Raw genomic sequence first — 18,388 nt, 5'->3', positions numbered from 1 at the left:
GTCCGCGCATGTCGTTCGGCATAGTGAACAGCTCGAGCGTGCGGTGACCGAACGGACCTGGCACCGGAGTGTAAGGCGGCACGAACGCCCCACGGCCTCGGGGGACGGCAGTTCCGGGCTTCCCGGGAAGCCACGCGTTCCGGAAGGGGGCACAGTGAGAGGACGACGTCTCGCCAGGGAGCACACGGTGACGGTGAAGCGGATGGGGCTCGTGGTGCACCACGGCCGCAGGGACGCGCTGCGGGTGGCGGCCGACGTCCACACGTGGGGCGCCCTGCACAACGTGCGGTGCACGGAGATCGACGTGTGGCAGCGCGAAGGCCCGCGGCACGCGGAGGAGGATCGGCGGACGGTCTCCGGCCACCCCGACCTGGTCGTGACGCTCGGCGGCGACGGCACGTTCCTTCGCGGCGCCCGCATCGCCGCGAAGGGCGACGGGGCCGTGCTCGGCGTCGACCTCGGCACGGTCGGCTTCCTCACCGAGGTGCCCGCACAGGACGTCGTCGCCGCGCTGGACGCCGTCAACGAGGACCGCGCCCTCGTCGAGACCCGCATGACGCTCGCCCTGCGCGCGTCGAAGCCGCTGCGCATCCCCACCAGCATGGAGGCGCTGCTGCGGTCGGGACGCGGGCCCGCCCTGCCCCCGCCGGAGGTGCGCGAGGAGGCCGACGGCGTCGACGACTGGGGCGTGGCCCTGGACGTCGCGGCGCTCAACGACATCGTCCTGGAGAAGCTCGTCCGCGACCGCCAGGTCGACCTCGGCGTCTACGTCGCGGGCCGGCTGCTCGCGTCGTACTCGGCGGACGGCGCCATCGTGGCCACCCCCACCGGCTCCACGGCCTACAGCTTCGCCGCGGGCGGCCCGGTGCTCTCACCGAACATGGACGCCGTGGTGTTCACCCCGGTGGCACCCCACATGACCTTCGACCGCACGGTCGTGGCCGCGCCCGACGAACCCGTCGCGCTGCGCGTCCTGCCGCACTCGGGGCCCGCCGCGCTCAGCGTCGACGGCCGGCTGCGCGGCGTGCTCGAGCCCGGCGACTGGATCGCCGTCCACGCGGCCGACTACCGGCTGCCCCTGATCAGGCTCGCGCCCACCGACTTCTACCAGCGACTGCGCCACCGCTTCCGCCTCACCGACGCGCCCGCCACGGACGGGGAAGGGCCGCTCGACCCGTTCGGCAGGCCCCCGGGGCCCGTCCCCGCCGACCTGGCGCACCTGCGCCTGCCGCCCGTGGACGAGCGCCGCACGGGCGGCCAGGAGGCGTGACGGAGGCGCTCAGCGCCTGCACGCTCAATGCCTGCACGCTCAGTGCTTGACGTCGTTCTTGTAGTCGTCCACGCACTGCTGCCGGTCCGACTGGCTGTGGGCGTGCTGCAGGCAGTCGCTGTAGTTCTTGAACTCGTGCGAGTTCAGGATCGAGACGCCCAGGGCGATGATCAGGCCGCCCGCGATCAGGCCGATCGCGCCCAGCACGGCTCCCGTGATCGCCATCCCGCGGTGCGGCGCCATGCCGCCGCGGGCCCTGCGGGCGCCGAAGATGCCCAGCACGAGCCCGATGATGCCGAGGACGATGCCGCCGAACACCGTCCAGAAGAACACGATGGCGAGGATGCCCAGCACGAGCGCGGCGACCGCCATGCCGTTGCCGCGCCTCTGCTGCGGATGACCCGGGTCGCCCTGCGGACCCGCGTAGGGCGGGGCCGAGGGCAGTCCCTCGTTGGGCTGCTCGCCTGAGGACCATGAGGAAGGCCCGGGCGTGGACGACATGTGGCACCAACTTCTTCCGTGTACCGGTCGGGAGCAACGTCATCCCACTTGTGCCCCCGCTGGGCCGGTGCAGTCGGGCAAGCCGGCGGTTCAGCTCGCGCGCTGCCGTCCCGTCCACTCCAACAGGGCTTGTGCGGACCACGTGTTGACGACCCGCTCGGCCGGCACCCCGCACTCCTCGGCCCTGGCGCACCCGCGTTGCTGCCAGCCGAGCTGGCCCGGCGCGTGCGCGTCGGTGTCGACGGCGAACAGCGTGCCCGCCGCGACCGCGGCGCGCAGCAGCCGGCGCGGCGGGTCGAGCCTCTCAGGGCGGCAGTTGATCTCCACCGCCGTACCGGACTCCGCGCACGCCGCGAACACGGCATCCGCGTCGAACTCCGACTCGGGGCGCCCGCGTCCCGTCAGCAACCGCCCCGTGCAGTGGCCGAGCACGTCCGCGTGCGGATCGCTGACGGCCGCGACCATGCGGCGCGTCATGGCATGCCGGTCCATCCGCAGTTTCGAGTGCACGGACACGACCACCAGGTCGAGCCGCGCGAGGAGTTCGGGCTCCTGGTCGAGCGAACCGTCGTCGAGGATGTCGCACTCGATGCCGGTCAGGAGCCGGAACGGCGCCCAGCGGCCGTTCAGTTCCGCGACGACGTCCAGCTGCTCGCGCAACCGGTCCGGGGACAGCCCGCGCGCGACCGTCAGGCGGGGGGAGTGGTCCGTGAGCACGGCCCACTCGTGCCCGAGCCCGGCAGCCGCCGCGCCCATCGCCTCGATGGGGCTGCCGCCGTCCGACCAGTCCGAGTGCAGGTGGCAGTCGCCCCGCAGCGCCGCGAGCAGCTCTTCCCCGCCCTCGGCGAGCGGCCCCGCGTGCTCGGACTCCAGCCGGGCCAGATAGCCGGGCACGGTGCCGTCGGCGGCCTCCCGCACCACTTCCGCGGTGCGCGGGCCGATGCCGGCCACGCGGGTCAGCGAGCCGGCGGCGAGGCGCGCGGCCAACTCGTCGGCCCCCATCGCCGACACCACGCCGGACGCGGTGCGGAACGCCTTGACCCGGTAGGTCTCCGCGCCCGACCGCTCCAGCAGGAACGCGATCCTGTCGAGCGCCATCACCGGGTCCATGCGCCCATTGTCGGTGCGGCCGTTCGCACCCGCATCCGGCGGCGGACGCGAAGGGGCCCCGCGGCGTCGGTGATGACGCACGCGGGGCCCCTGTGCTCCGATCCGCCCACGAGGAGGTGCCGCGCCCCCGGCGTACCGCGGCACGGTCCGTCACCGGACCGGCCGCGCGGCGGACCTCCTCGGGCGCCGGATCAGTGCTGCGCGGCGCGACGCTTGCGCGACGCCCACAGGATGCCCGCTCCGGCGATCACCACGACGGCGGCCGCACCGGCGATGACGGGGGTCGAGCTGGACGAACCGGTCTCGGCCAGGTTGTCGCCCGACGCGCTGGGCGAGGCGACCGGCGCGGCGGCGGCCGACGAGGACGCCGGGGCCGGGCTCGCGGGCGCGGAACTCGCCGGGGCGGAGCTCGCGGGCGCCGAGCTCGCAGGCGCCGACGGCGGCTGCGACGACGGGGGCTGCGACGACGGCGGAGCGGTCGGCGGCGTGGACTTGATGGGGCAGTCCTTCACCGTCTTCGTGTCGTCGAAGTCGTACTTGGCGTTGTCGCCCGCCTTGACGACCAGGTGGGCCGTGATCTCCGCGCCGTGGTCCGGGAGATCGAGGTGCTGCCGCTGGAAGCTGCTGCCGAACGTGGTGACGGGCACCAGGTCCTTGCCGTCCACCATCAGTTCCACGGTGTTGGTGGACTGGCCGTCGTAGGCCTGCAGATTGACCGACACGCTGTCACACGTGAGCTGCCACCTGGGCGTGTGCGCAGACGCCGGGCCGGCCGCGAGGCCCACTCCCAGCACGCCCGCCGCCGCGACCGATATCAGGGCCCCAGGGCGCCTGAGCGATCCGAATCGAGTCACAGATTTCCTCCGGGGAGTACAAGCGCCGCCCACGATGGCGGCCGGGCGCACAGTACCGCCCTCGTCACTCGTGTCCGCCGCTCACCTCTGCCAACTCGGGTTCCTCACGTGCCGGATGTCCGGGTTGGGGAGGATGACGAGGTGGTTCGTGCGCCACCCAACACGCCGTCAGTCACCGAACTTCCGCACGTCAGGCGGGGTTTGTTACAAATAACCGATAGATGCATAAAGAAATGGTCAAGGAGGCGCGATCGGGCCTCCGGTCGCCTCTCAACCCACCCCGTCAGCTGCGATTTCCCTTCCCCCCGCGGTCGCCGCCGCGCCGCGGCCTGGGCACCTCGCGGGCGCGACGCGCACCGTCGCCCAGCCGTGCCCGCCACTCCCTCAGCCACCGGTACTTCTCGCGCTGCCTGCGCGTGGAGCTGTCCAACTCCTCCATCAGCCGTATCGAGCGGTTCTCCAGATCCAGTTCGTCGAGGATGCGGTCCATCTCGGTGAGCAGTGCCCCGTGCAGCTGCCACTCGCCCGGATGCTCGCGCACCACCTCGAGCAGCAGCTGCGCCACCTTCTCACGCTCACCGCGCGCCTCTTCCAGGTCCTCGGTGAGCCGTGTCTCCGCGCGCTCGGCGTTCGCGCTGACCGGCGTGGTGACGAGGACGGCGAAGCTCACGATCGCGTCGCCCATCCTGGCGATCACGTTCTCCATCGCGGCACCCGTCTCGGGCGGGAACATCGGCTCCTCCAGACGGGCCTTCGCCAGGTCCGTCAGCGTCCGCGCGAGGACACGCACGACCACGGCGCAGATTTCCAGCGTGTCGAGCCCGGTGCGCAGCACCACCCGGTGCAGCAGCCCCTCGCGCACGCGCGGGTTGAGGCGCAGGGACTCCTCCGCCTGCCGCAGTTCCGCGTCGACGTCGGTGATCTCCTGGTCGATCCTGCGCGCCTCGTGCAGCCGGGCGGCGGCGGTCTCCACCGTGGTGGGGTCCGCGAGCCCGTCGCTGATACGCAGCATCAGCTGGCGGATCCTGCGGGCCAGCGCCTCGATCGACTCGCCGGCCGTCTCCACCCACACGGGCGGGATGAACAGGAAGTTGAACAGCAGACCCACGCCCGCGCCGATCAGGGTGTCGAGGACCCTCGTCCAGGCAGTGGACTCCACCTGCACCTGCGTCACACCGAGGACCAGCATCGCGCTGATCGCCACCTCGACGACGAAGTCCCCCGCGCGCACGATCCGCCCCACCACGAGCGCCATCAGGATGATGAGCGCGAGGCTCCACCAGGCGAGGCCCACCAGGGCGCTGAAGCCGACCGCCACCAGGACGCCCGTGACGACCGCGTTCACCCGTGTGAGACTCAGCCGGATGGTGGAGTAGAGCGTCACCTGGGTGACGAGCAGCGCCGTGAGCGGCGCCGTCAGGGGCGCCGCCTCACTGGACAGCCGCTCCGCGACGATGAACGAGATGGTCGCCGCCGCCGTCGAGCGCAGGGTCTGGACGACCACGGGCTCCCTGCGCAGCCGCAGTACGCGCGCGGCCGAGGCCTTCACACGATTTCGGACGTCGAACACCTCACGCTCCTTCCCCCTCGTGCGTCACTCGGAACGGCACGGCCGCGTCCCCTCCGGTACCGTCACCCGAATGCGCAGCCGCGACGACCTCGACGATTCCGAAGACCCCGGCGCCTTCGGCGACCCCGGTGACCCGGCGTTTCCGCGGGCGGCAGCCGCAACCGAGCCCTCGCTGGCCGGTCTCGACGCCCGCGTCACGCACTGCGCCGCGTGCCCGCGGCTGGTGGCCTGGCGCGAGGAGAAGGCACACGACGATCCGCCGGCCTACCGGGGCCAGCGGTACTGGGCGCGTCCAGTACCCGGCTTCGGGCCCGCTGACGCCTCACTTCTCATCGTCGGCCTCGCCCCGGCCGCGCACGGCGCCAACAGGACGGGCCGGATGTTCACCGGCGACAGGTCGGGCGACGTGCTCTTCGCCGCTCTGCACGCCCTCGGGCTCGCGTCCCGCCCGGACCCGGTGGCGGCGGACGACGGCATGACGCTGCGGGGCGTACGGATGAGCTCACCGGTGCGGTGCGCGCCGCCGGCCAACCGCCCGGCACCCGCCGAACGCGACACGTGCCGCCCGTGGCTCGCCCGCGAGCTCCAGCTCCTTGCCCCCACGCTGCGCACGGTCGTCGTCCTCGGCGCCTTCGGCTGGCAGGCCCTGATGCCCGCGCTGGCGGAGGCGGGCTGGGTGCTGCCGAGGCCACGTCCCGCCTTCGGGCACGGCGCGCGGGTGACGCTGGGCGAACGTGACGGGCGGCGAACGCTGGACCTGTTCGGCTGCTACCACGTCAGCCAGCGCAATGTCTTCACCGGGCGGCTCACACCGCTGATGCTCCGTGAGGTGCTGGCCGGCGCGGCGGACGCGGCAGGCATCCTGCCGTGACGACTCGAAGCGCCGAGCGGCGCTACAGCTCGCGCAGCGCCGGCAGCAGCTCCTTCGCCGCCCACGGGAGGAACGGCGCCTGCTGGTCGCCGCCCACCTGCACCAGCGCGACCTCGGTGAAGCCGGCCTCCACGAAGGGCCGCACGGCCGCCACGAAGTCGTCCACGTCGTCACCGCATGCCACCGCGGACGCCACGTCCTGCGGGGTCACCAGTGCCGTCGCGCCCGCGAACCCCTTCGTGGTGGGGATCTCCGCGTTCACCGGCCACGGCCCGACGTTCCACCGGAACTGCTCATGGGCCCGGGCGATCGCCGCGTCGCGGTCCGTGCCGTACGAGACCGCCACCTGTCCCACCCGGGGCTTGCCCGCGCCGCCCGCCCGGTCGAAGTCGCCGACGATCGACGCCTCCGGATCCGTCGCGATCAGCAGGTCGGCCACGCGGCCCGCCAGCTCCGCCGACCTGGGCCCCGACGCCGCCACCCCGATCGGCGGCGGGCCCTCGGGCAGGTCCCACAGCCTGGCGTGCTCGACGTCGTAGTGGGTGCCGTGGTGGGTGACGTACCCGCCGGCGAACAGCGCGCGGATGATCTCCACGGCCTCCTCGAGCATCTCGTGCCGCACGCTCGCCGCCGGCCATCCGGCGCCCACCACGTGTTCGTTGAGGTTCTCTCCCGCGCCGAGACCGAGCCTGAAGCGTCCGCCGGACAGCAGTTGCAGGGTCGCCGCCTTCTGCGCCACGACCGCCGGGTGGTAGCGGATCGTCGGGCACGTCACGTACGTCATCAGCGGGATGCGCTCCGTGGCCTGCGCCGCCGCGCCGAGCACGCTCCACGCGTACGGCGCGTGGCCCTGCTCGTCCAGCCACGGGAAGTAGTGGTCCGAGGTCACGGAGAAGTCGAAACCGGCACGCTCCGCCCCGACCACGTGCTCCACGAGGTCGGCGGGGCCGGCCTGCTCCGTCATCATCGTGTATCCGATCTGCACCATGATCGTCGGGTAGCCACATCCGCCCGCCCGAAACGCGGCGGCCGGCCGCTCGCGCTTCGTGCCCGTGCTGCGGGGTACCCGGGGCCCGTACACGCGTCACATGGGACGACGGGGGAGCGGCCGATGCGCCCGGGCCCCGAGGAGGTACGCCATGACGGGGTTCGCCGGGCTGCTGGACGGGCCGATGTACATCGTGACCGCCGCGGCGGCGGGCGAGCGCGCCGGGTGCCTCGTCGGGTTCGCCGGCCCGTGCTCCATCGAGCCCGAGCGGCACACGGTGTGGATCTCGAAGGCGAACCACACCCACCGCGTGGCGACCGCGGCCGGCCACCTCGGGGTCCATCTGCTCGGCCCAGGCCAGCGCGCGCTCGCCGTCCTGTTCGGGGCGCGCACGGGCGACGACACCGACAAGTTCGACGGCATCCCGTGGCGGCCGGGCCCCGAGGGCGTCCCGCTGCTCGACGGCGTACCGGCCTGGTACGTCGGGCGCGTCGAGGACCGTATCGACGGCGGCGACCACACGGGGCACCTGCTCACGCCCACCGCGTCGGCGTGCGAGGGCGGGGCGGAACGGGGCAGGCTGCTCACGCTCACCGACGTACTCGACGTCACCCCTGGCCACGCCGCCGGCTGACCCGCACCCGGCGCACCTCAGGGCGCCCCTCGGGCAAGGGGCGCCCTGCGATGCGGCACGTGTGCCGCCGGCGGTGGGGTCAGGCAAGCGGCGGTGGGCCCTTGCGCTCGCCCTCGTGCTCGTCGCGCGGCTTGACCTCCTCGCCGTGGCCGCCGAGCTCGTGCGGCAGCAGACGGCCGTCCTTGGGGAACGTCTCGTTCCCGTCGCCCGTACCCTCCACATGGCTCTGGTGCTCAGGCCTGCGCGGGTGCTCCTGCGGGCCCGGGTGGTGGTTGACGTCGTCCCTGCGGCGGAAACCCAACCAGAATCCCCCGACGAGAATGATCACGATCACCAGCCCGATCGGGAACATCCAGACGTTGCCGGCCGCAAGGACCACGTCGTGTGCGTACAGCATGTTCGGTGGGTTCATGAGCGATCGAGTACCCCTTCGGCCGCCAGTGATGACCACTGGACGGTCGACGGGGACGAATTCTTCACCCGCTCGGCTGAAGAACGCCATGCCACAGGTTTGCGCCCGCCGGATCGAGGCACCCGGGACGCCGCCGGGAACGCCCGCCGAACCAGGAAGGGGCTGGGCCATGGGTCTCATACCCATGCTGTGCGGCGTACTTTTCCCACCCGCGATGCTCGGTGTGGTCGTCGGGATGGGCCGTCTCGAGGAATTCCTGATGCGGGAGCCGGAGCCCAGGAACGGACCCGCACACTCCCGCCGGCGCCTCAGGCGCCGCTGACCGCCCAACGCCTCCGTCCCGGGTTTCGCGCCCCGGGGCCGGGGCACGCGGCCGTCGTGGCCGTGCATGACGGCCCTCGTGGCCGCGCACGACGATGCACGGCCACGCACCTGGACGGGACGAGGGGGGACGAGGCGGTTGAGCCGGGAAGAGCCCGATACCACGCCCACGCACGGTGAGGGCGCCCAGCAGCGCGAGAAGGGCAAGAAGGACGGCACGACGCGCACCACCGTCCTCGTCGCCCTCACAGCGAACCTGATCATCGCCGTCGCCAAGGCCGTGGGCGGCCTCTTCTCCGGCTCGCCCGCCCTCCTGTCGGAGGCCGCGCACTCGGTCGCCGACTCCCTCAACGAGGTCTTCCTCCTCGCCTCACTCAAACGCAGCCGCAAGGCTGCCGACAGCAGGCACCCCTTCGGCTACGGCAAGGAACGGTACTTCTGGGCGCTGCTCGCCGCCGTCGGCATCTTCGTCATGGGCGGCTGCTTCTCGTTCTTCCAGGGGTTCGAGGCCCTGAGGTCGGACGAGAACGAGGGCTCCACCGGCTACATCATCGGCCTCGTCGTCCTCGGGGTCTCCCTGATCGCCGAGGGCACCTCGCTGGCGCGTGCCGTGCTCCAGCTGCGCGCGTCGAAGAAGGGCGCGGCCGAGGACCCGACGCTGCGGACGGTGCTCGCCGAGGACTCCACAGCGGTGCTCGGCGTCCTCCTCGCCATGGCCGGCATGTCGCTGCACTGGATCACCGGAAACATCGTGTGGGAGGCGAGCGCGTCCTTCGCCATCGGCCTCCTGCTCGTCTACATCGCCTACCGTCTCGGCTCGGAGGCTCGCGGGCAGTTGATCGGCGAGGCGGTCGACGAGGAGACCCGCGACCGCATCCGCGGTCTGCTCGGCGAACAGCCGGAGATCGACAACGTGGCCGCGCTGCTGACGATGAAACTCGGCCTCGACTCGGCGCTGGTCGCGGCGCGCGTCGACCTCGTGCCGGGCATGGACAGCGAGCGGGTCGAGACGGTGTGCGTACGCATCAAGAAGGCGATCACCAAGGCCTGGCCCGAGGCCGACCAGGTCTTCATCGACATCACAGAGGCGCCGTCCCGGGACTGACCGGCGCCGCACCGTCCCTTGGGCGGCGCGCTCGTACCTGCACCGCGTTCACGCGCCGCCGACGGCCGGATGTTTCAGCTCGCGCAGGTCCATGCGCGAGCCGTGGCCGCGGGTCACCGCCTCGAGCGTTCGCTGGAGCGGGGACGGCGGCACCGTCAGGACCGGGCAGGCCGCGTGTGCCACGCAGAAGCGCGCGACGGACGGGAACAGGGCGCGGCGCCACAGGCCGCGGCGGCCCGTGCCCACCACGAGCAGGTCGTCCTCGCGGTCCGCGATGTCGACCAGCGCCTGCCCCGGCGCGCCCCGCGCCACGAAGCACTCGGTGGGCACGCCGGGCTCCGCGCCGCCGAAGGCCGTGTCGAGCGCCGCGACCAGCACGTCGACGGCCTCGCGGCGGCAGTCCTCGCTCAGCGAGGGGGACGGGAAGGAGCCGCGCGGGCCCAGCTCCGTCAGCGGCGCCTCCCACGCGAGCACGGCCCACAGCGTCCCGCCCGCGGAGCGCACCTCTGCCACGGCCCTGTGCAGCGCCGCGATGCTGCCCAGCGAGCCGCTCACCCCGACGACCACCCGCCGCTCACCCGTCGTGTGCATGGCCCTCCACGCTCCTCGGCCCCGTCGTGCCTCGCCGGTCCGGTCCCTCACTCCATTGAACCGCCGCCCGGCGGCGGGTGCGAAGTGCGCCGGCCCCTCACCGCAGCGGGAAGGACGCTCCGTGCCCGTCCTGTGGCCGCGCGCCGAAGATGCGCCGCTCGCCCTCCTCGATGCGGACGTCGTCGATGCTCGCCTCGCGGCGGCTCATCAGCCCGTTCTCGTCGAACTCCCACAGCTCGTTGCCGTACGAGCGCCACCACTGGCCGTCCGCGTCGTGGCACTCGTACTGGAACCGGACGGCGAGGTGGTCGCCGTCGAACGCCCACAGCTCCTTGCGCAGCGCGTAGTCGAGCTCGCGTGACCACTTCCGTGTCAGCAGGGCGACGATCTCGGCGCGGCCCGTGACGAAGGCGTCGCGATTGCGCCACACCGAGTCCTCCGAGTACGCGAGTGCGACCTTCTCGGGGTCCCTGGTGTTCCAGGCGTCCTCGGCGGACTGGACCTTCTGCGCCGCGGTCTCCCGGGTGAAGGGGGGAAGCGGTGGACGAGCGTTCATGGGCTGCCTTCCGACGTCGTCGCGCGCTGTGCGGCCGGGGAGCCGCCCTGCGCACACCCGGAGAACCAGCGTTCTCCGCTCCGCTGTTACGGTAAGTACCACCGGAATCCCGGTCAAGCGCCGGCGAGGAGTGGTGAAGGATCATGGACGGCACGGCCGCCCGCCGGCAGGCTCTCGATGCCGCGGAACGGCTCTTCTACGAGCGCGGGATCCGCGCCGTGGGCATGGACGAGATCCGTACGGCGTCCGGTGTGTCGCTCAAGCGTCTCTACCAGCTGTTTCCGGCCAAGGACCAGCTCGTCCAGGCCTACCTGGAGCGCAGGGACGTCGCCTGGCGGCGCAGGCTGGCGGACCGCGTCGAGCGCGCGAGCGACCCCGGGGAGCGGGTCCTCACCGTCTTCGACTTCCTGGGCGAGTGGTTCCGCGAGCCCGGCTTCCGTGGCTGCGCGTGGATCAACGCCCACGGGGAACTGGGCGCCACGAGCCCGGCCGTCGCCGCGCTCGCCACGGCACACAAGACGGCGTTCCGCGCGTACCTCGCCGGCCTCGTCGCGGCGGCCGGACTGCCGGACGCGGCGACGGACCACCTGCTGCTGCTCGCCGAGGGCGCGATGGTGACCGCCGGCGTCTTCGGCTGCGCGCGCCCCGCGGCGCAGGCACGCGAGGCGGCCGCGCTGCTGCTCGCCGCGTACGCAGGAGCGCGAACGCCCTGAGCCCCGGTGCGCCGCCGCACCGGGCGGGCATGCTGGACGCGCACCCCTCTCGTCCACGACAGGAGCCGCGTCCGCATGAAGATCATCGCAGCCGACACCATCGTCACCGGCCCAGGCCGCAACTTCGTCACCCTCCGAATCAGCACGGACGAGGGCCTCACCGGCGTCGGCGACGCCACGCTCAACGGCCGTGAGCTGGCCGTCGCCTCGTACCTGCGCGACCACATCGCACCGCTGCTGGCCGGGCGCGACGCGGGACGGATCGAGGACACCTGGCAGTACCTCTACCGCGGCGCCTACTGGCGGCGCGGGCCCGTGACGATGGCCGCCGTCGCGGCCGTCGACACCGCGCTGTGGGACATCAAGGCCAAGGCGGCGGGTATGCCGCTCTACCAGCTGCTCGGCGGCGCCTCCCGCACCGGCGCCCTCGCCTACGGGCACGCCTCGGGCCGCGACATACCCGAGGTGCTCGACTCGGTGCGCGCGGTGCGCGAGCAGGGCTTCCGCGCCGTCCGCGTCCAGGCGGGCGTCCCCGGGCTCGACGCGGTGTACGGCGTGGCGGACTCCGACCGCGGCGGCGCGCGGGCCGGCGCGTCCGGGCACCCGCGCCCCTTCGAGGAGACGTGGGACACCGCCGCGTACCTGCGCCACATCCCGCGCGTCTTCGAGGCCGTCCGCGCCGAGTTCGGGCCCGAACTGCCCCTGCTGCACGACGGGCACCACCGGATGACGCCCGTCCAGGCCGCCCGCCTCGGCAAGGACCTCGAACCGTACGACCTGTTCTGGCTGGAGGACGCGACACCCGCGGAGGACCCGTCGGCCCTGCGCCTCGTACGTGGGCACACCACCACGCCGCTCGCCATCGGCGAGGTCTTCAACTCGCTCCACGACTACGGTCCGTTGCTGTCCGAGCGGCTGATCGACTACGCGCGCTCCGCGGTCACCCACATCGGCGGCGTCACCGCCATGCGCAAGCTCCTCGACCTGGCGGCCGTCCACGGCGTCAAGTCCGGAATCCACGGGCCCGCCGACATCTCCCCTGTCGGTATGGCCGCGGCCGTCCACCTCGACACGGCCGTGCACAACTTCGGCATCCAGGAGTACACGTGGCACGCGGAGCGGACGCTCGAGGTCTTCCGGCCCTCGCACACCTTCACCGACGGAATGCTGCGCCCCTCGCAGCTGCCGGGACTCGGCGTCGACTTCGACGCGGAGGCCGCGGGCAGGTATCCGTACGAACCGGCGTACCTGCCCGTGAACCGCCTCCTCGACGGCACCGTCCACGACTGGTAGCCGAAGCGGGCATACGCCGCCGCCCTCACCGGCACCGGGCCGGATTGTTCGCGGAACGGGGAGTGCGGCGGCGCTCCGCGTGGCATGCTCGTCACGGAAGGTGGCGGACCGTCCACACGGGGAACGAAGGAAAGTGACGCCATGCCCGCCCTCTGGCTCCAGGTGCTGCACTCGCTGTCGCGGCCCGGTGCGGCGCCCGACGACGACATACTCGCCCGCGCCGCGGCCGACATCGCCCTGCGCGACCACCCGCACCCGCCGGCGAACGCCGACGTGGTCCTGGACATCGCGCGCGCCGAGTTCGCCGCCGTGCTGAGCCGCACCCAGGCGCAGTCGGCCCTCGACCGCGCCCGCAGGGCCGGCCGCGGTGGCGAGTACGGACGGCCCGCCCCCGGCGGCTAGCCTGCTGACCACCATGAACGGTTTCACGACTCCCTGGGGCGAACACGTCCTCACCCGCTACCCCGAGGACGCCCGCGACCCCTTGCGCGCCTGGGACGGCGCCGACACGTACCTGCTCAGCCACCTCGCCGACACCGCGGCCGACCTGACCGGCACGGTCGTCGTCGCCGGCGACCGCTGGGGCGCCCTGACAACAGCCCTCGCTGCCGCCCGGCTCGAACAGCTCCCCGCGGGCCCGCTCGCCCCGCGCGGGCCGCTCGTGCAGATCACGGACAGCCACCTCACCCAGTGCGCGACCCGGGCGAACCTCCGCCGCTCGGGCGCGGACAGCGAGACCGTCAGCCTGCTGTCCGCGCGCGACACGCCCCCCGCGCGCGTCGACGTCCTCCTCGTCCGCGTGCCCAAGAGCCTCGCCCTGCTGGAGGACCAGCTGCACCGGCTCGCCCCCGCGCTGCACCCGGGCTCACTCGTCGTCGGCGCCGGACGCACCACCGAGATCCACAACTCGACCCTCCGGCTCTTCGAGGACGTCGTCGGCGAGACCAGGACCACCCTCGCCGCCCACAAGTCCCGCCTCGTCCTGACCACCCCGGCCGCGGACAAGGTGGGCGACGGGCCCGCGCGACCGCCCAACCCCTGGCCCGTGCGGTACGCGCTGCCGCGGGACGTGGGCGTCATGTCGGGCCGCACGGCCGTGGGCCACGCCGGGATCTTCTGCGCGGAGCGCCTCGACATCGGCACCCGGTTCTTCCTGCGCCACCTGCCCGAGCGGCACGGCCCCGAGCACGTCGTGGACCTCGGCTGCGGCAACGGCGTCGTCGGCACGGCGGCCGCGCTCGCCAACCCCGAGGCGCGCGTCACCTTCGTCGACGAGTCCCACTCGGCGATCGCCTCCGCCCGGGCGACGTTCCAGGAGGCGTTCCAGGAGGCGTTCGCGCCGGGCCTTGGCGGGGCGGCCAAGGCCCCGTCGGCCCACTTCGTGCTCGGCGACGCGCTGCGCGAGACGGCCGCTGGCAGCGTGGACCTCGTACTCAACAACCCGCCGTTCCACAGCCACCAGGCGACGACCGACAAGACGGCCTGGCGCATGTTCACCGGTGCGAGGGCCGCGTTGCGCCCCGGGGGAGAGCTGTGGGTCGTGGGCAACAGGCACCTCGGCTACCACGCCAAGCTCCGCCGGCTCTTCGGCCGGTGCGAGGTCGTCGCGAGCGATCCGAAGTTCGTGGTCCTGCGCGCGATCAAGGGCTGACGGCGCGCTTCGGACGATCCTCCACGCACGGTCGCATCTGCCATGTAGATCCATCCAACAGGTTGTAAATGCCAGGCTGAACGGCCTATCTTGTCGCGCATGCAGTCGTACACGATCGGTCAGGCAGCCAGGCTGCTCGGGGTGAGCCCGGACACCGCGCGCCGCTGGGCCGACGCCGGCCGGGTCGCCACGCACCGCGACGAGGCGGGGCGCCGCCTCATCGAAGGCCGCGACCTCGCGGCCTTCTCCGTCGAGGTCGCGCAGAGCGGCGCCGACGAGGGCGACGAGCCCTACACGTCGGTCCGCAACGCCTTTCCGGGCATCGTCACCGCCGTCACCCTGGGCGATGTCGCCGCCCAGGTCGAGATCCAGGCGGGGCCGCACCGGCTCGTCTCCCTGCTCACCCGCGAGGCCGTCGAGGAACTCGGCCTGGAGGTCGGCATGCGTGCCACGGCGCGGGTGAAGGCCACCAACGTGCACGTCGACCGCGGCTGAAGTACCACCACCCCTTACCACCGCCGCACGCACCGCGTCGCCCGTCCCCGGCGCTCCTGCCCCATCCGCTCGCGGGCCCGTCCCGGCCCGCCACGCCCGAGGAGTCACCGTCCCATGCGACCTGCCACCAGCCGCCGTTCGGCCGCCGCACTCGCCGTCGCCGCACTCGTCCTGCCGCTCGCCGCGGCCTGCTCGAACGGCGGCAGCGGCGACAAGGCGGGATCGGCCTCCGCGAGCGGGGCCGCGTCCTCCTCGTCGGGCAAGGCCCCTGCGGCCGACCTGACCGTGCTCGCCGCCGCCTCCCTCACCGACGTCTTCAAGACCGCGGGCGACACGTACATGAAGGAGCACCCCGGCACCAGGGTGAAGTTCTCCTTCGCCGGCTCCCAGGCACTCGTCGCCCAGGTCAAGCAGGGCGCACCCGCCGACGTGCTGGTCACGGCCAACACGAAGACCATGGGCGACGCGGGGTCCGACGTCGGAGCGCCGACGATCATCGCGAAGAACCGCCTCGTCATCGTCACGCAGAAGGGCAACCCCCACCACGTCAAGACGCTGAAGGACCTGGCCGACCCCAAGCTCTCCGTCGTCCTCGCCGCCCCGGCCGTGCCCGCGGGCAACTACGCCGCGCAGGTCCTGAAGAAGCAGCACGTCACGGTCCACCCCAAGTCCGAGGAGGCCGACGTCCGCTCCGTCCTCACCAAGGTCGAGACCAGCGCCGACGCCGGCATCGTCTACAAGACCGACGCGGCGACCGCGCCCGACAAGGTCGACAGCATCGCGATCCCGGACGCGCAGAACGCGGTGGCGTCCTATCCGGCCGCAACCCTCAAGGACTCCAAGCAGTCGGCGGCCGCCCAGGCGTTCGTCAAGTGGCTCACCACCCCCGAGGCGCAGTCCATCCTGCGCAAGGCGGGCTTCCAGCAGCCGTAGGGTCCCTCAGGAGCGGACGGCGCGACCGCACGACACCGGCACGACACCGCAGACGTCAGGAACACCGGATGACACGCATGCGAACGCGCGGGGCGGGCACCCCCATCGCCCTGGCGGTGCCGGCCGTGCTCGCGGTGGCGTTTCTGCTCCTGCCGCTCGTCGCGGTCGTCGCCGACACCCAATGGCACGAGCTGTTCCACGACCTCACCGGTCACGACACTCTGCTCGCGCTCAAGCTCTCGCTCGTCGTGTCGTTCAGCGCGCTCGGGCTCTCGCTAATCTTCGGTGTCCCGCTGGCCTGGCTGCTCGCGCGCGTCGACTTCCCGGGCAAGACGCTGGTGCGCTCGCTCGTGCTGCTGCCGATGGTGCTGCCGCCCACCGTGGGCGGCGTCGCGCTGCTGCTCGGCTTCGGCAGGCGCGGCCTGATCGGCCCCTTCCTCGAGCACACCTTCGGCATCGTCCTGACCTTCCACACCTCTGGCGCCATCGTCGCGGCGGCCTTCGTCGCCATGCCGTTTCTCGTCATCAGCCTCGAAGGCACCCTGGCCGGTCTCAGGCCCGCCTACGAGGAGACCGCGGCCTCCCTCGGCGCGTCGCCGCTGCGGGTGTTCCTCACCGTCACCCTGCCCATGGTCGCGCCGGGGCTCGCCGCGGGCTCCGCGCTCACCTGGGCGCGAGCCCTCGGCGAGTTCGGCGCCACGATCACGTTCGCGGGCAACCTGCCCGGCTCCACCCAGACACTGCCGCTGCGCGTCTACCTGCTGCTCCAGGACTCGCCCGAGGCGGCCACCTCCGTCTCGCTGCTCCTGCTCGTCATCGCGATGGCCGTACTCGTCGCGCTGCGCGGCCGGTGGGCCGGTACGGGCGCGGCCCGCCGCCCCGCTGCCGGACGGAGCGCCCCGGAGGCCGGTGAGCCGGACGCCGCGCCCGACGCCGTGGCCGGGGCCGCCGCCGGGACCGGAACAGAGGACGTCCCGCCGGTGCCCGCCGAGAGGTGGGACCTGCGTGCCGACGTCACCGGCTTCAACCGGCTCACCCTCCAGGCAGGCGGCGGCACCACCATCGCCGTCGTCGGACCCAACGGCGCGGGCAAGACCACCCTCCTGCGCGCCCTGCTCGGGCTCACCCCGCGCGCCCGCGCCGAACTCCGCCTCGGCGGCAGCGACGTGACGCGGCTGCCGCCACACCGGCGCGGCGTCGCCTGGGTGCCGCAGAGCGGGGCTCTCTTCCCGCACCTGAACGCGCTCGCCAACACCGCCTACGGGCTGCGGGCCCACGGCGTCGGGCGCGCCGAGGCGCGGCGCAGCGCGCGGCAGTGGCTCGACCGGCTCGGCGTCGGCCACCTCGCCCACCGCAGGCCGCACGAGCTCTCCGGCGGCCAGGCGCAGCGTGTCGCGCTCGCCCGCGCGCTCGCGGCACGCCCCCGGCTGCTGCTGCTCGACGAGCCGCTCGCCGCCCTCGACCAGACGACCCGCGCTCAGGTGCGGCACACCCTGCGCACGCACCTCGCCGGGTTCGGCGGCGTGTGCCTGATGGTCACCCACGACCCGGTCGAGGCCGTGTCGCTCGCCGACCGCGTCCTCGTGCTCGACGGCGGCGCCGCCCTGCAGGACGCGCCGCCCGCCGAGGTCTCTCGCCATCCACGCTCGCCGTGGGTGGCGCGGATGCTCGGCCACAACGCGTGGCCGGGCACTTGCAGGGACGGGGGGCTCGACGTGGCGCCCACGGGCCGCCTCGTCGTCGCGGACCCGGCGCCGGAGGCCGCACCGGCGCTGGCCGTCATCGAACCCGAGGCCGTCGGCCTGTACCGGACGCGGCCCGAGGGCAGCCCCCGCAACGTCTGGCCCGGCACGGTCCGCGAGATCACCGCGAGCGGCAGCAGGCTGCGGGTCCTCGTCACCTCGGACGAGGTGCCCGACCTCGTCGCCGAGATCACCCCGGCGGCCGCCGCCGACCTCGATCTCGCCGACGGCGTCCGCGTGTGGACGAGCGTGAAGGCCACCGAGATCACCCTGGTCACCCTCTGAACGACCCGGCCCGGCGGTTCGGCAGACTGTGACCGTGTCCCCACTTCCCCGGCAGGCCCCACGCGACCAACGAGGCGACCACCCGCGCGGCCACATGATCGTGTGCGGCGACGACGGCCTGGCCAGGCGACTGGCCACCGAACTGCACGTGTTGTACGGGGAGAACGTCGTCCTCGTCGTGCCGCCGGCCGGCACCGCCGAGCACCCGCGGACACGGTTCGGCGCGCGCCGCGCGGCGGGGCCGCGCGTCATCGAGGCGCGCGAGCCCCACGACGGCACGCTGATCGAGGCGGGGCTCGACGACGCGGCGGCGCTCGCGCTCACCTACGAGGACGACGAGGTGAACATCAGGGCGGCGCTCGCCGCCCGCAGGGCCAACCCCCGTCTGCGGCTGGTGATTCGCGCCTACAACCGCAAGCTCGGCGAGCAGCTCTCGGCCCTGCTCGACCAGGCGGGCGCGGGCGGCGAGGGCGGAGAGCTGCTCGCCGAGCTT

20 protein-coding genes are annotated in these 18,388 nt (G+C 73.2%); 12 read left to right on the top strand and 8 right to left on the bottom strand.

All coding sequences use genetic code 11. The features are described 5' to 3' along the window. Nucleotides 1-187 precede the first annotated feature (187 nt). Nucleotides 188-1,270, top strand: coding sequence for an NAD(+)/NADH kinase (locus tag JFN87_RS17660; RefSeq protein ID WP_209341070.1), 1,083 nt, complete (start codon nucleotides 188-190; stop codon nucleotides 1,268-1,270). Between the two features lie 39 nt (nucleotides 1,271-1,309). Here the strand turns inward: JFN87_RS17660 and JFN87_RS17655 are convergent, their stop codons facing one another. The 4 genes from JFN87_RS17655 to JFN87_RS17640 form a co-directional block, all read right to left on the bottom strand. Further along, entirely contained in the window at nucleotides 1,310-1,771 is a 462-nt protein-coding gene (locus tag JFN87_RS17655; protein ID WP_245180168.1) for a DUF4190 domain-containing protein, read from the bottom strand. A 90-nt stretch (nucleotides 1,772-1,861) separates the two neighbouring features. Further along, nucleotides 1,862-2,881 carry a PHP domain-containing protein gene (locus tag JFN87_RS17650; RefSeq protein ID WP_209341055.1) on the bottom strand — a complete coding sequence of 340 codons (1,020 nt, stop codon included), beginning with the start codon at nucleotides 2,879-2,881 and terminating at the stop codon, nucleotides 1,862-1,864. Nucleotides 2,882-3,072: 191 nt separating this feature from the next. Then, a complete protein-coding gene (locus JFN87_RS17645) occupies nucleotides 3,073-3,603 on the bottom strand; it encodes an LAETG motif-containing sortase-dependent surface protein (protein ID WP_307865497.1) in 531 nt (176 codons plus the stop codon). Between the two features lie 415 nt (nucleotides 3,604-4,018). Further along, nucleotides 4,019-5,305, bottom strand: coding sequence for an FUSC family protein (locus tag JFN87_RS17640; protein ID WP_209341053.1), 1,287 nt, complete (start codon nucleotides 5,303-5,305; stop codon nucleotides 4,019-4,021). A 70-nt stretch (nucleotides 5,306-5,375) separates the two neighbouring features. Here JFN87_RS17640 and JFN87_RS17635 point away from each other — a divergent pair, with 70 nt between their 5' ends. After that, nucleotides 5,376-6,176 carry a uracil-DNA glycosylase gene (locus tag JFN87_RS17635; RefSeq protein ID WP_209341052.1) on the top strand — a complete coding sequence of 267 codons (801 nt, stop codon included), beginning with the start codon at nucleotides 5,376-5,378 and terminating at the stop codon, nucleotides 6,174-6,176. A gap of 22 nt (nucleotides 6,177-6,198) precedes the next feature. Here the strand turns inward: JFN87_RS17635 and JFN87_RS17630 are convergent, their stop codons facing one another. Beyond that, on the bottom strand, nucleotides 6,199-7,164 hold the full coding sequence (locus tag JFN87_RS17630; RefSeq protein WP_209341051.1) for an LLM class F420-dependent oxidoreductase: 966 nt from the start codon (nucleotides 7,162-7,164) through the stop codon (nucleotides 6,199-6,201). A 151-nt stretch (nucleotides 7,165-7,315) separates the two neighbouring features. Between JFN87_RS17630 and JFN87_RS17625 the strand changes: the two genes are divergently transcribed. Beyond that, on the top strand, nucleotides 7,316-7,798 hold the full coding sequence (locus JFN87_RS17625; protein WP_209341050.1) for a flavin reductase family protein: 483 nt from the start codon (nucleotides 7,316-7,318) through the stop codon (nucleotides 7,796-7,798). Between the two features lie 79 nt (nucleotides 7,799-7,877). Here JFN87_RS17625 and JFN87_RS17620 read toward each other — a convergent pair whose 3' ends face one another. Continuing rightward, a complete protein-coding gene (locus tag JFN87_RS17620) occupies nucleotides 7,878-8,210 on the bottom strand; it encodes a DUF6479 family protein (protein ID WP_209341049.1) in 333 nt (110 codons plus the stop codon). 400 nt (nucleotides 8,211-8,610) lie between these two features. On the opposite strand from JFN87_RS17620, the gene JFN87_RS17615 reads away from it, so the two are divergent. Continuing rightward, nucleotides 8,611-9,636: a cation diffusion facilitator family transporter gene (locus JFN87_RS17615; RefSeq protein ID WP_372449244.1), complete on the top strand. Its 1,026-nt coding sequence runs from the start codon at nucleotides 8,611-8,613 to the stop codon at nucleotides 9,634-9,636. Nucleotides 9,637-9,684: 48 nt separating this feature from the next. On the opposite strand, the gene JFN87_RS17610 is transcribed toward JFN87_RS17615, so the two are convergent. Beyond that, complete coding sequence (locus tag JFN87_RS17610) at nucleotides 9,685-10,227, bottom strand: universal stress protein (protein ID WP_209341047.1); 543 nt, start codon at nucleotides 10,225-10,227, stop codon at nucleotides 9,685-9,687. Nucleotides 10,228-10,324: 97 nt separating this feature from the next. Continuing rightward, nucleotides 10,325-10,783 carry a nuclear transport factor 2 family protein gene (locus JFN87_RS17605; RefSeq protein WP_209341046.1) on the bottom strand — a complete coding sequence of 153 codons (459 nt, stop codon included), beginning with the start codon at nucleotides 10,781-10,783 and terminating at the stop codon, nucleotides 10,325-10,327. Between the two features lie 143 nt (nucleotides 10,784-10,926). Here JFN87_RS17605 and JFN87_RS17600 point away from each other — a divergent pair, with 143 nt between their 5' ends. The 8 genes from JFN87_RS17600 to JFN87_RS17565 all read left to right on the top strand — a co-directional run. Then, nucleotides 10,927-11,496, top strand: a complete 570-nt coding sequence (locus tag JFN87_RS17600) for a TetR/AcrR family transcriptional regulator (protein ID WP_209341045.1) — start codon at nucleotides 10,927-10,929, stop codon at nucleotides 11,494-11,496. Nucleotides 11,497-11,571: 75 nt separating this feature from the next. Further along, nucleotides 11,572-12,789: a D-mannonate dehydratase ManD gene (gene manD / locus JFN87_RS17595; RefSeq protein WP_209341044.1), complete on the top strand. Its 1,218-nt coding sequence runs from the start codon at nucleotides 11,572-11,574 to the stop codon at nucleotides 12,787-12,789. Nucleotides 12,790-12,930: 141 nt separating this feature from the next. Beyond that, the gene (locus tag JFN87_RS17590) at nucleotides 12,931-13,191 is read left to right on the top strand and encodes a hypothetical protein (RefSeq protein ID WP_209341043.1); all 261 of its coding nucleotides are present in this window, start codon (nucleotides 12,931-12,933) and stop codon (nucleotides 13,189-13,191) included. Between the two features lie 13 nt (nucleotides 13,192-13,204). Next, entirely contained in the window at nucleotides 13,205-14,440 is a 1,236-nt protein-coding gene (locus JFN87_RS17585) for a methyltransferase (protein WP_209341042.1), read from the top strand. A gap of 99 nt (nucleotides 14,441-14,539) precedes the next feature. Next, nucleotides 14,540-14,935, top strand: coding sequence for a TOBE domain-containing protein (locus JFN87_RS17580; protein WP_209341041.1), 396 nt, complete (start codon nucleotides 14,540-14,542; stop codon nucleotides 14,933-14,935). A gap of 114 nt (nucleotides 14,936-15,049) precedes the next feature. Next, nucleotides 15,050-15,868 carry a molybdate ABC transporter substrate-binding protein gene (gene modA / locus JFN87_RS17575; protein WP_209341040.1) on the top strand — a complete coding sequence of 273 codons (819 nt, stop codon included), beginning with the start codon at nucleotides 15,050-15,052 and terminating at the stop codon, nucleotides 15,866-15,868. A 68-nt stretch (nucleotides 15,869-15,936) separates the two neighbouring features. Next, complete coding sequence (locus JFN87_RS17570) at nucleotides 15,937-17,895, top strand: ABC transporter permease (RefSeq protein WP_209341039.1); 1,959 nt, start codon at nucleotides 15,937-15,939, stop codon at nucleotides 17,893-17,895. Between the two features lie 94 nt (nucleotides 17,896-17,989). Further along, a partial coding sequence (locus JFN87_RS17565; RefSeq protein WP_209341068.1) for an NAD-binding protein occupies nucleotides 17,990-18,388 on the top strand: 399 nt, incomplete at its 3' end.

The sequence above is a fragment of the Streptomyces montanisoli genome, assembly GCF_017813245.1.
GTDB classification, from domain to species: domain Bacteria; phylum Actinomycetota; class Actinomycetes; order Streptomycetales; family Streptomycetaceae; genus Streptomyces; species Streptomyces montanisoli.
The sequence above is the reverse complement of the archived record's forward strand: the minus strand, read 5'-3'. Positions and strand labels throughout refer to the sequence as shown.

What these genes read in the sequence shown, in the direction of transcription:
- JFN87_RS17655 (WP_245180168.1), bottom strand. Translation starts at nt 1,771, where the DNA reads ATGTCGTCCACGCCCGGGCCTTCCTCATGGTCCTCAGGCGAGCAGCCC.
- JFN87_RS17650 (WP_209341055.1), bottom strand. Translation starts at nt 2,881, where the DNA reads ATGGACCCGGTGATGGCGCTCGACAGGATCGCGTTCCTGCTGGAGCGG.
- JFN87_RS17635 (WP_209341052.1), top strand. Translation starts at nt 5,376, where the DNA reads ATGCGCAGCCGCGACGACCTCGACGATTCCGAAGACCCCGGCGCCTTC.
- JFN87_RS17630 (WP_209341051.1), bottom strand. Translation starts at nt 7,164, where the DNA reads ATGGTGCAGATCGGATACACGATGATGACGGAGCAGGCCGGCCCCGCC.
- JFN87_RS17625 (WP_209341050.1), top strand. Translation starts at nt 7,316, where the DNA reads ATGACGGGGTTCGCCGGGCTGCTGGACGGGCCGATGTACATCGTGACC.
- JFN87_RS17620 (WP_209341049.1), bottom strand. Translation starts at nt 8,210, where the DNA reads ATGAACCCACCGAACATGCTGTACGCACACGACGTGGTCCTTGCGGCC.
- JFN87_RS17610 (WP_209341047.1), bottom strand. Translation starts at nt 10,227, where the DNA reads ATGCACACGACGGGTGAGCGGCGGGTGGTCGTCGGGGTGAGCGGCTCG.
- JFN87_RS17605 (WP_209341046.1), bottom strand. Translation starts at nt 10,783, where the DNA reads ATGAACGCTCGTCCACCGCTTCCCCCCTTCACCCGGGAGACCGCGGCG.
- JFN87_RS17600 (WP_209341045.1), top strand. Translation starts at nt 10,927, where the DNA reads ATGGACGGCACGGCCGCCCGCCGGCAGGCTCTCGATGCCGCGGAACGG.
- manD (WP_209341044.1), top strand. Translation starts at nt 11,572, where the DNA reads ATGAAGATCATCGCAGCCGACACCATCGTCACCGGCCCAGGCCGCAAC.
- JFN87_RS17590 (WP_209341043.1), top strand. Translation starts at nt 12,931, where the DNA reads ATGCCCGCCCTCTGGCTCCAGGTGCTGCACTCGCTGTCGCGGCCCGGT.
- JFN87_RS17585 (WP_209341042.1), top strand. Translation starts at nt 13,205, where the DNA reads ATGAACGGTTTCACGACTCCCTGGGGCGAACACGTCCTCACCCGCTAC.
- JFN87_RS17580 (WP_209341041.1), top strand. Translation starts at nt 14,540, where the DNA reads ATGCAGTCGTACACGATCGGTCAGGCAGCCAGGCTGCTCGGGGTGAGC.
- modA (WP_209341040.1), top strand. Translation starts at nt 15,050, where the DNA reads ATGCGACCTGCCACCAGCCGCCGTTCGGCCGCCGCACTCGCCGTCGCC.
- JFN87_RS17570 (WP_209341039.1), top strand. Translation starts at nt 15,937, where the DNA reads ATGACACGCATGCGAACGCGCGGGGCGGGCACCCCCATCGCCCTGGCG.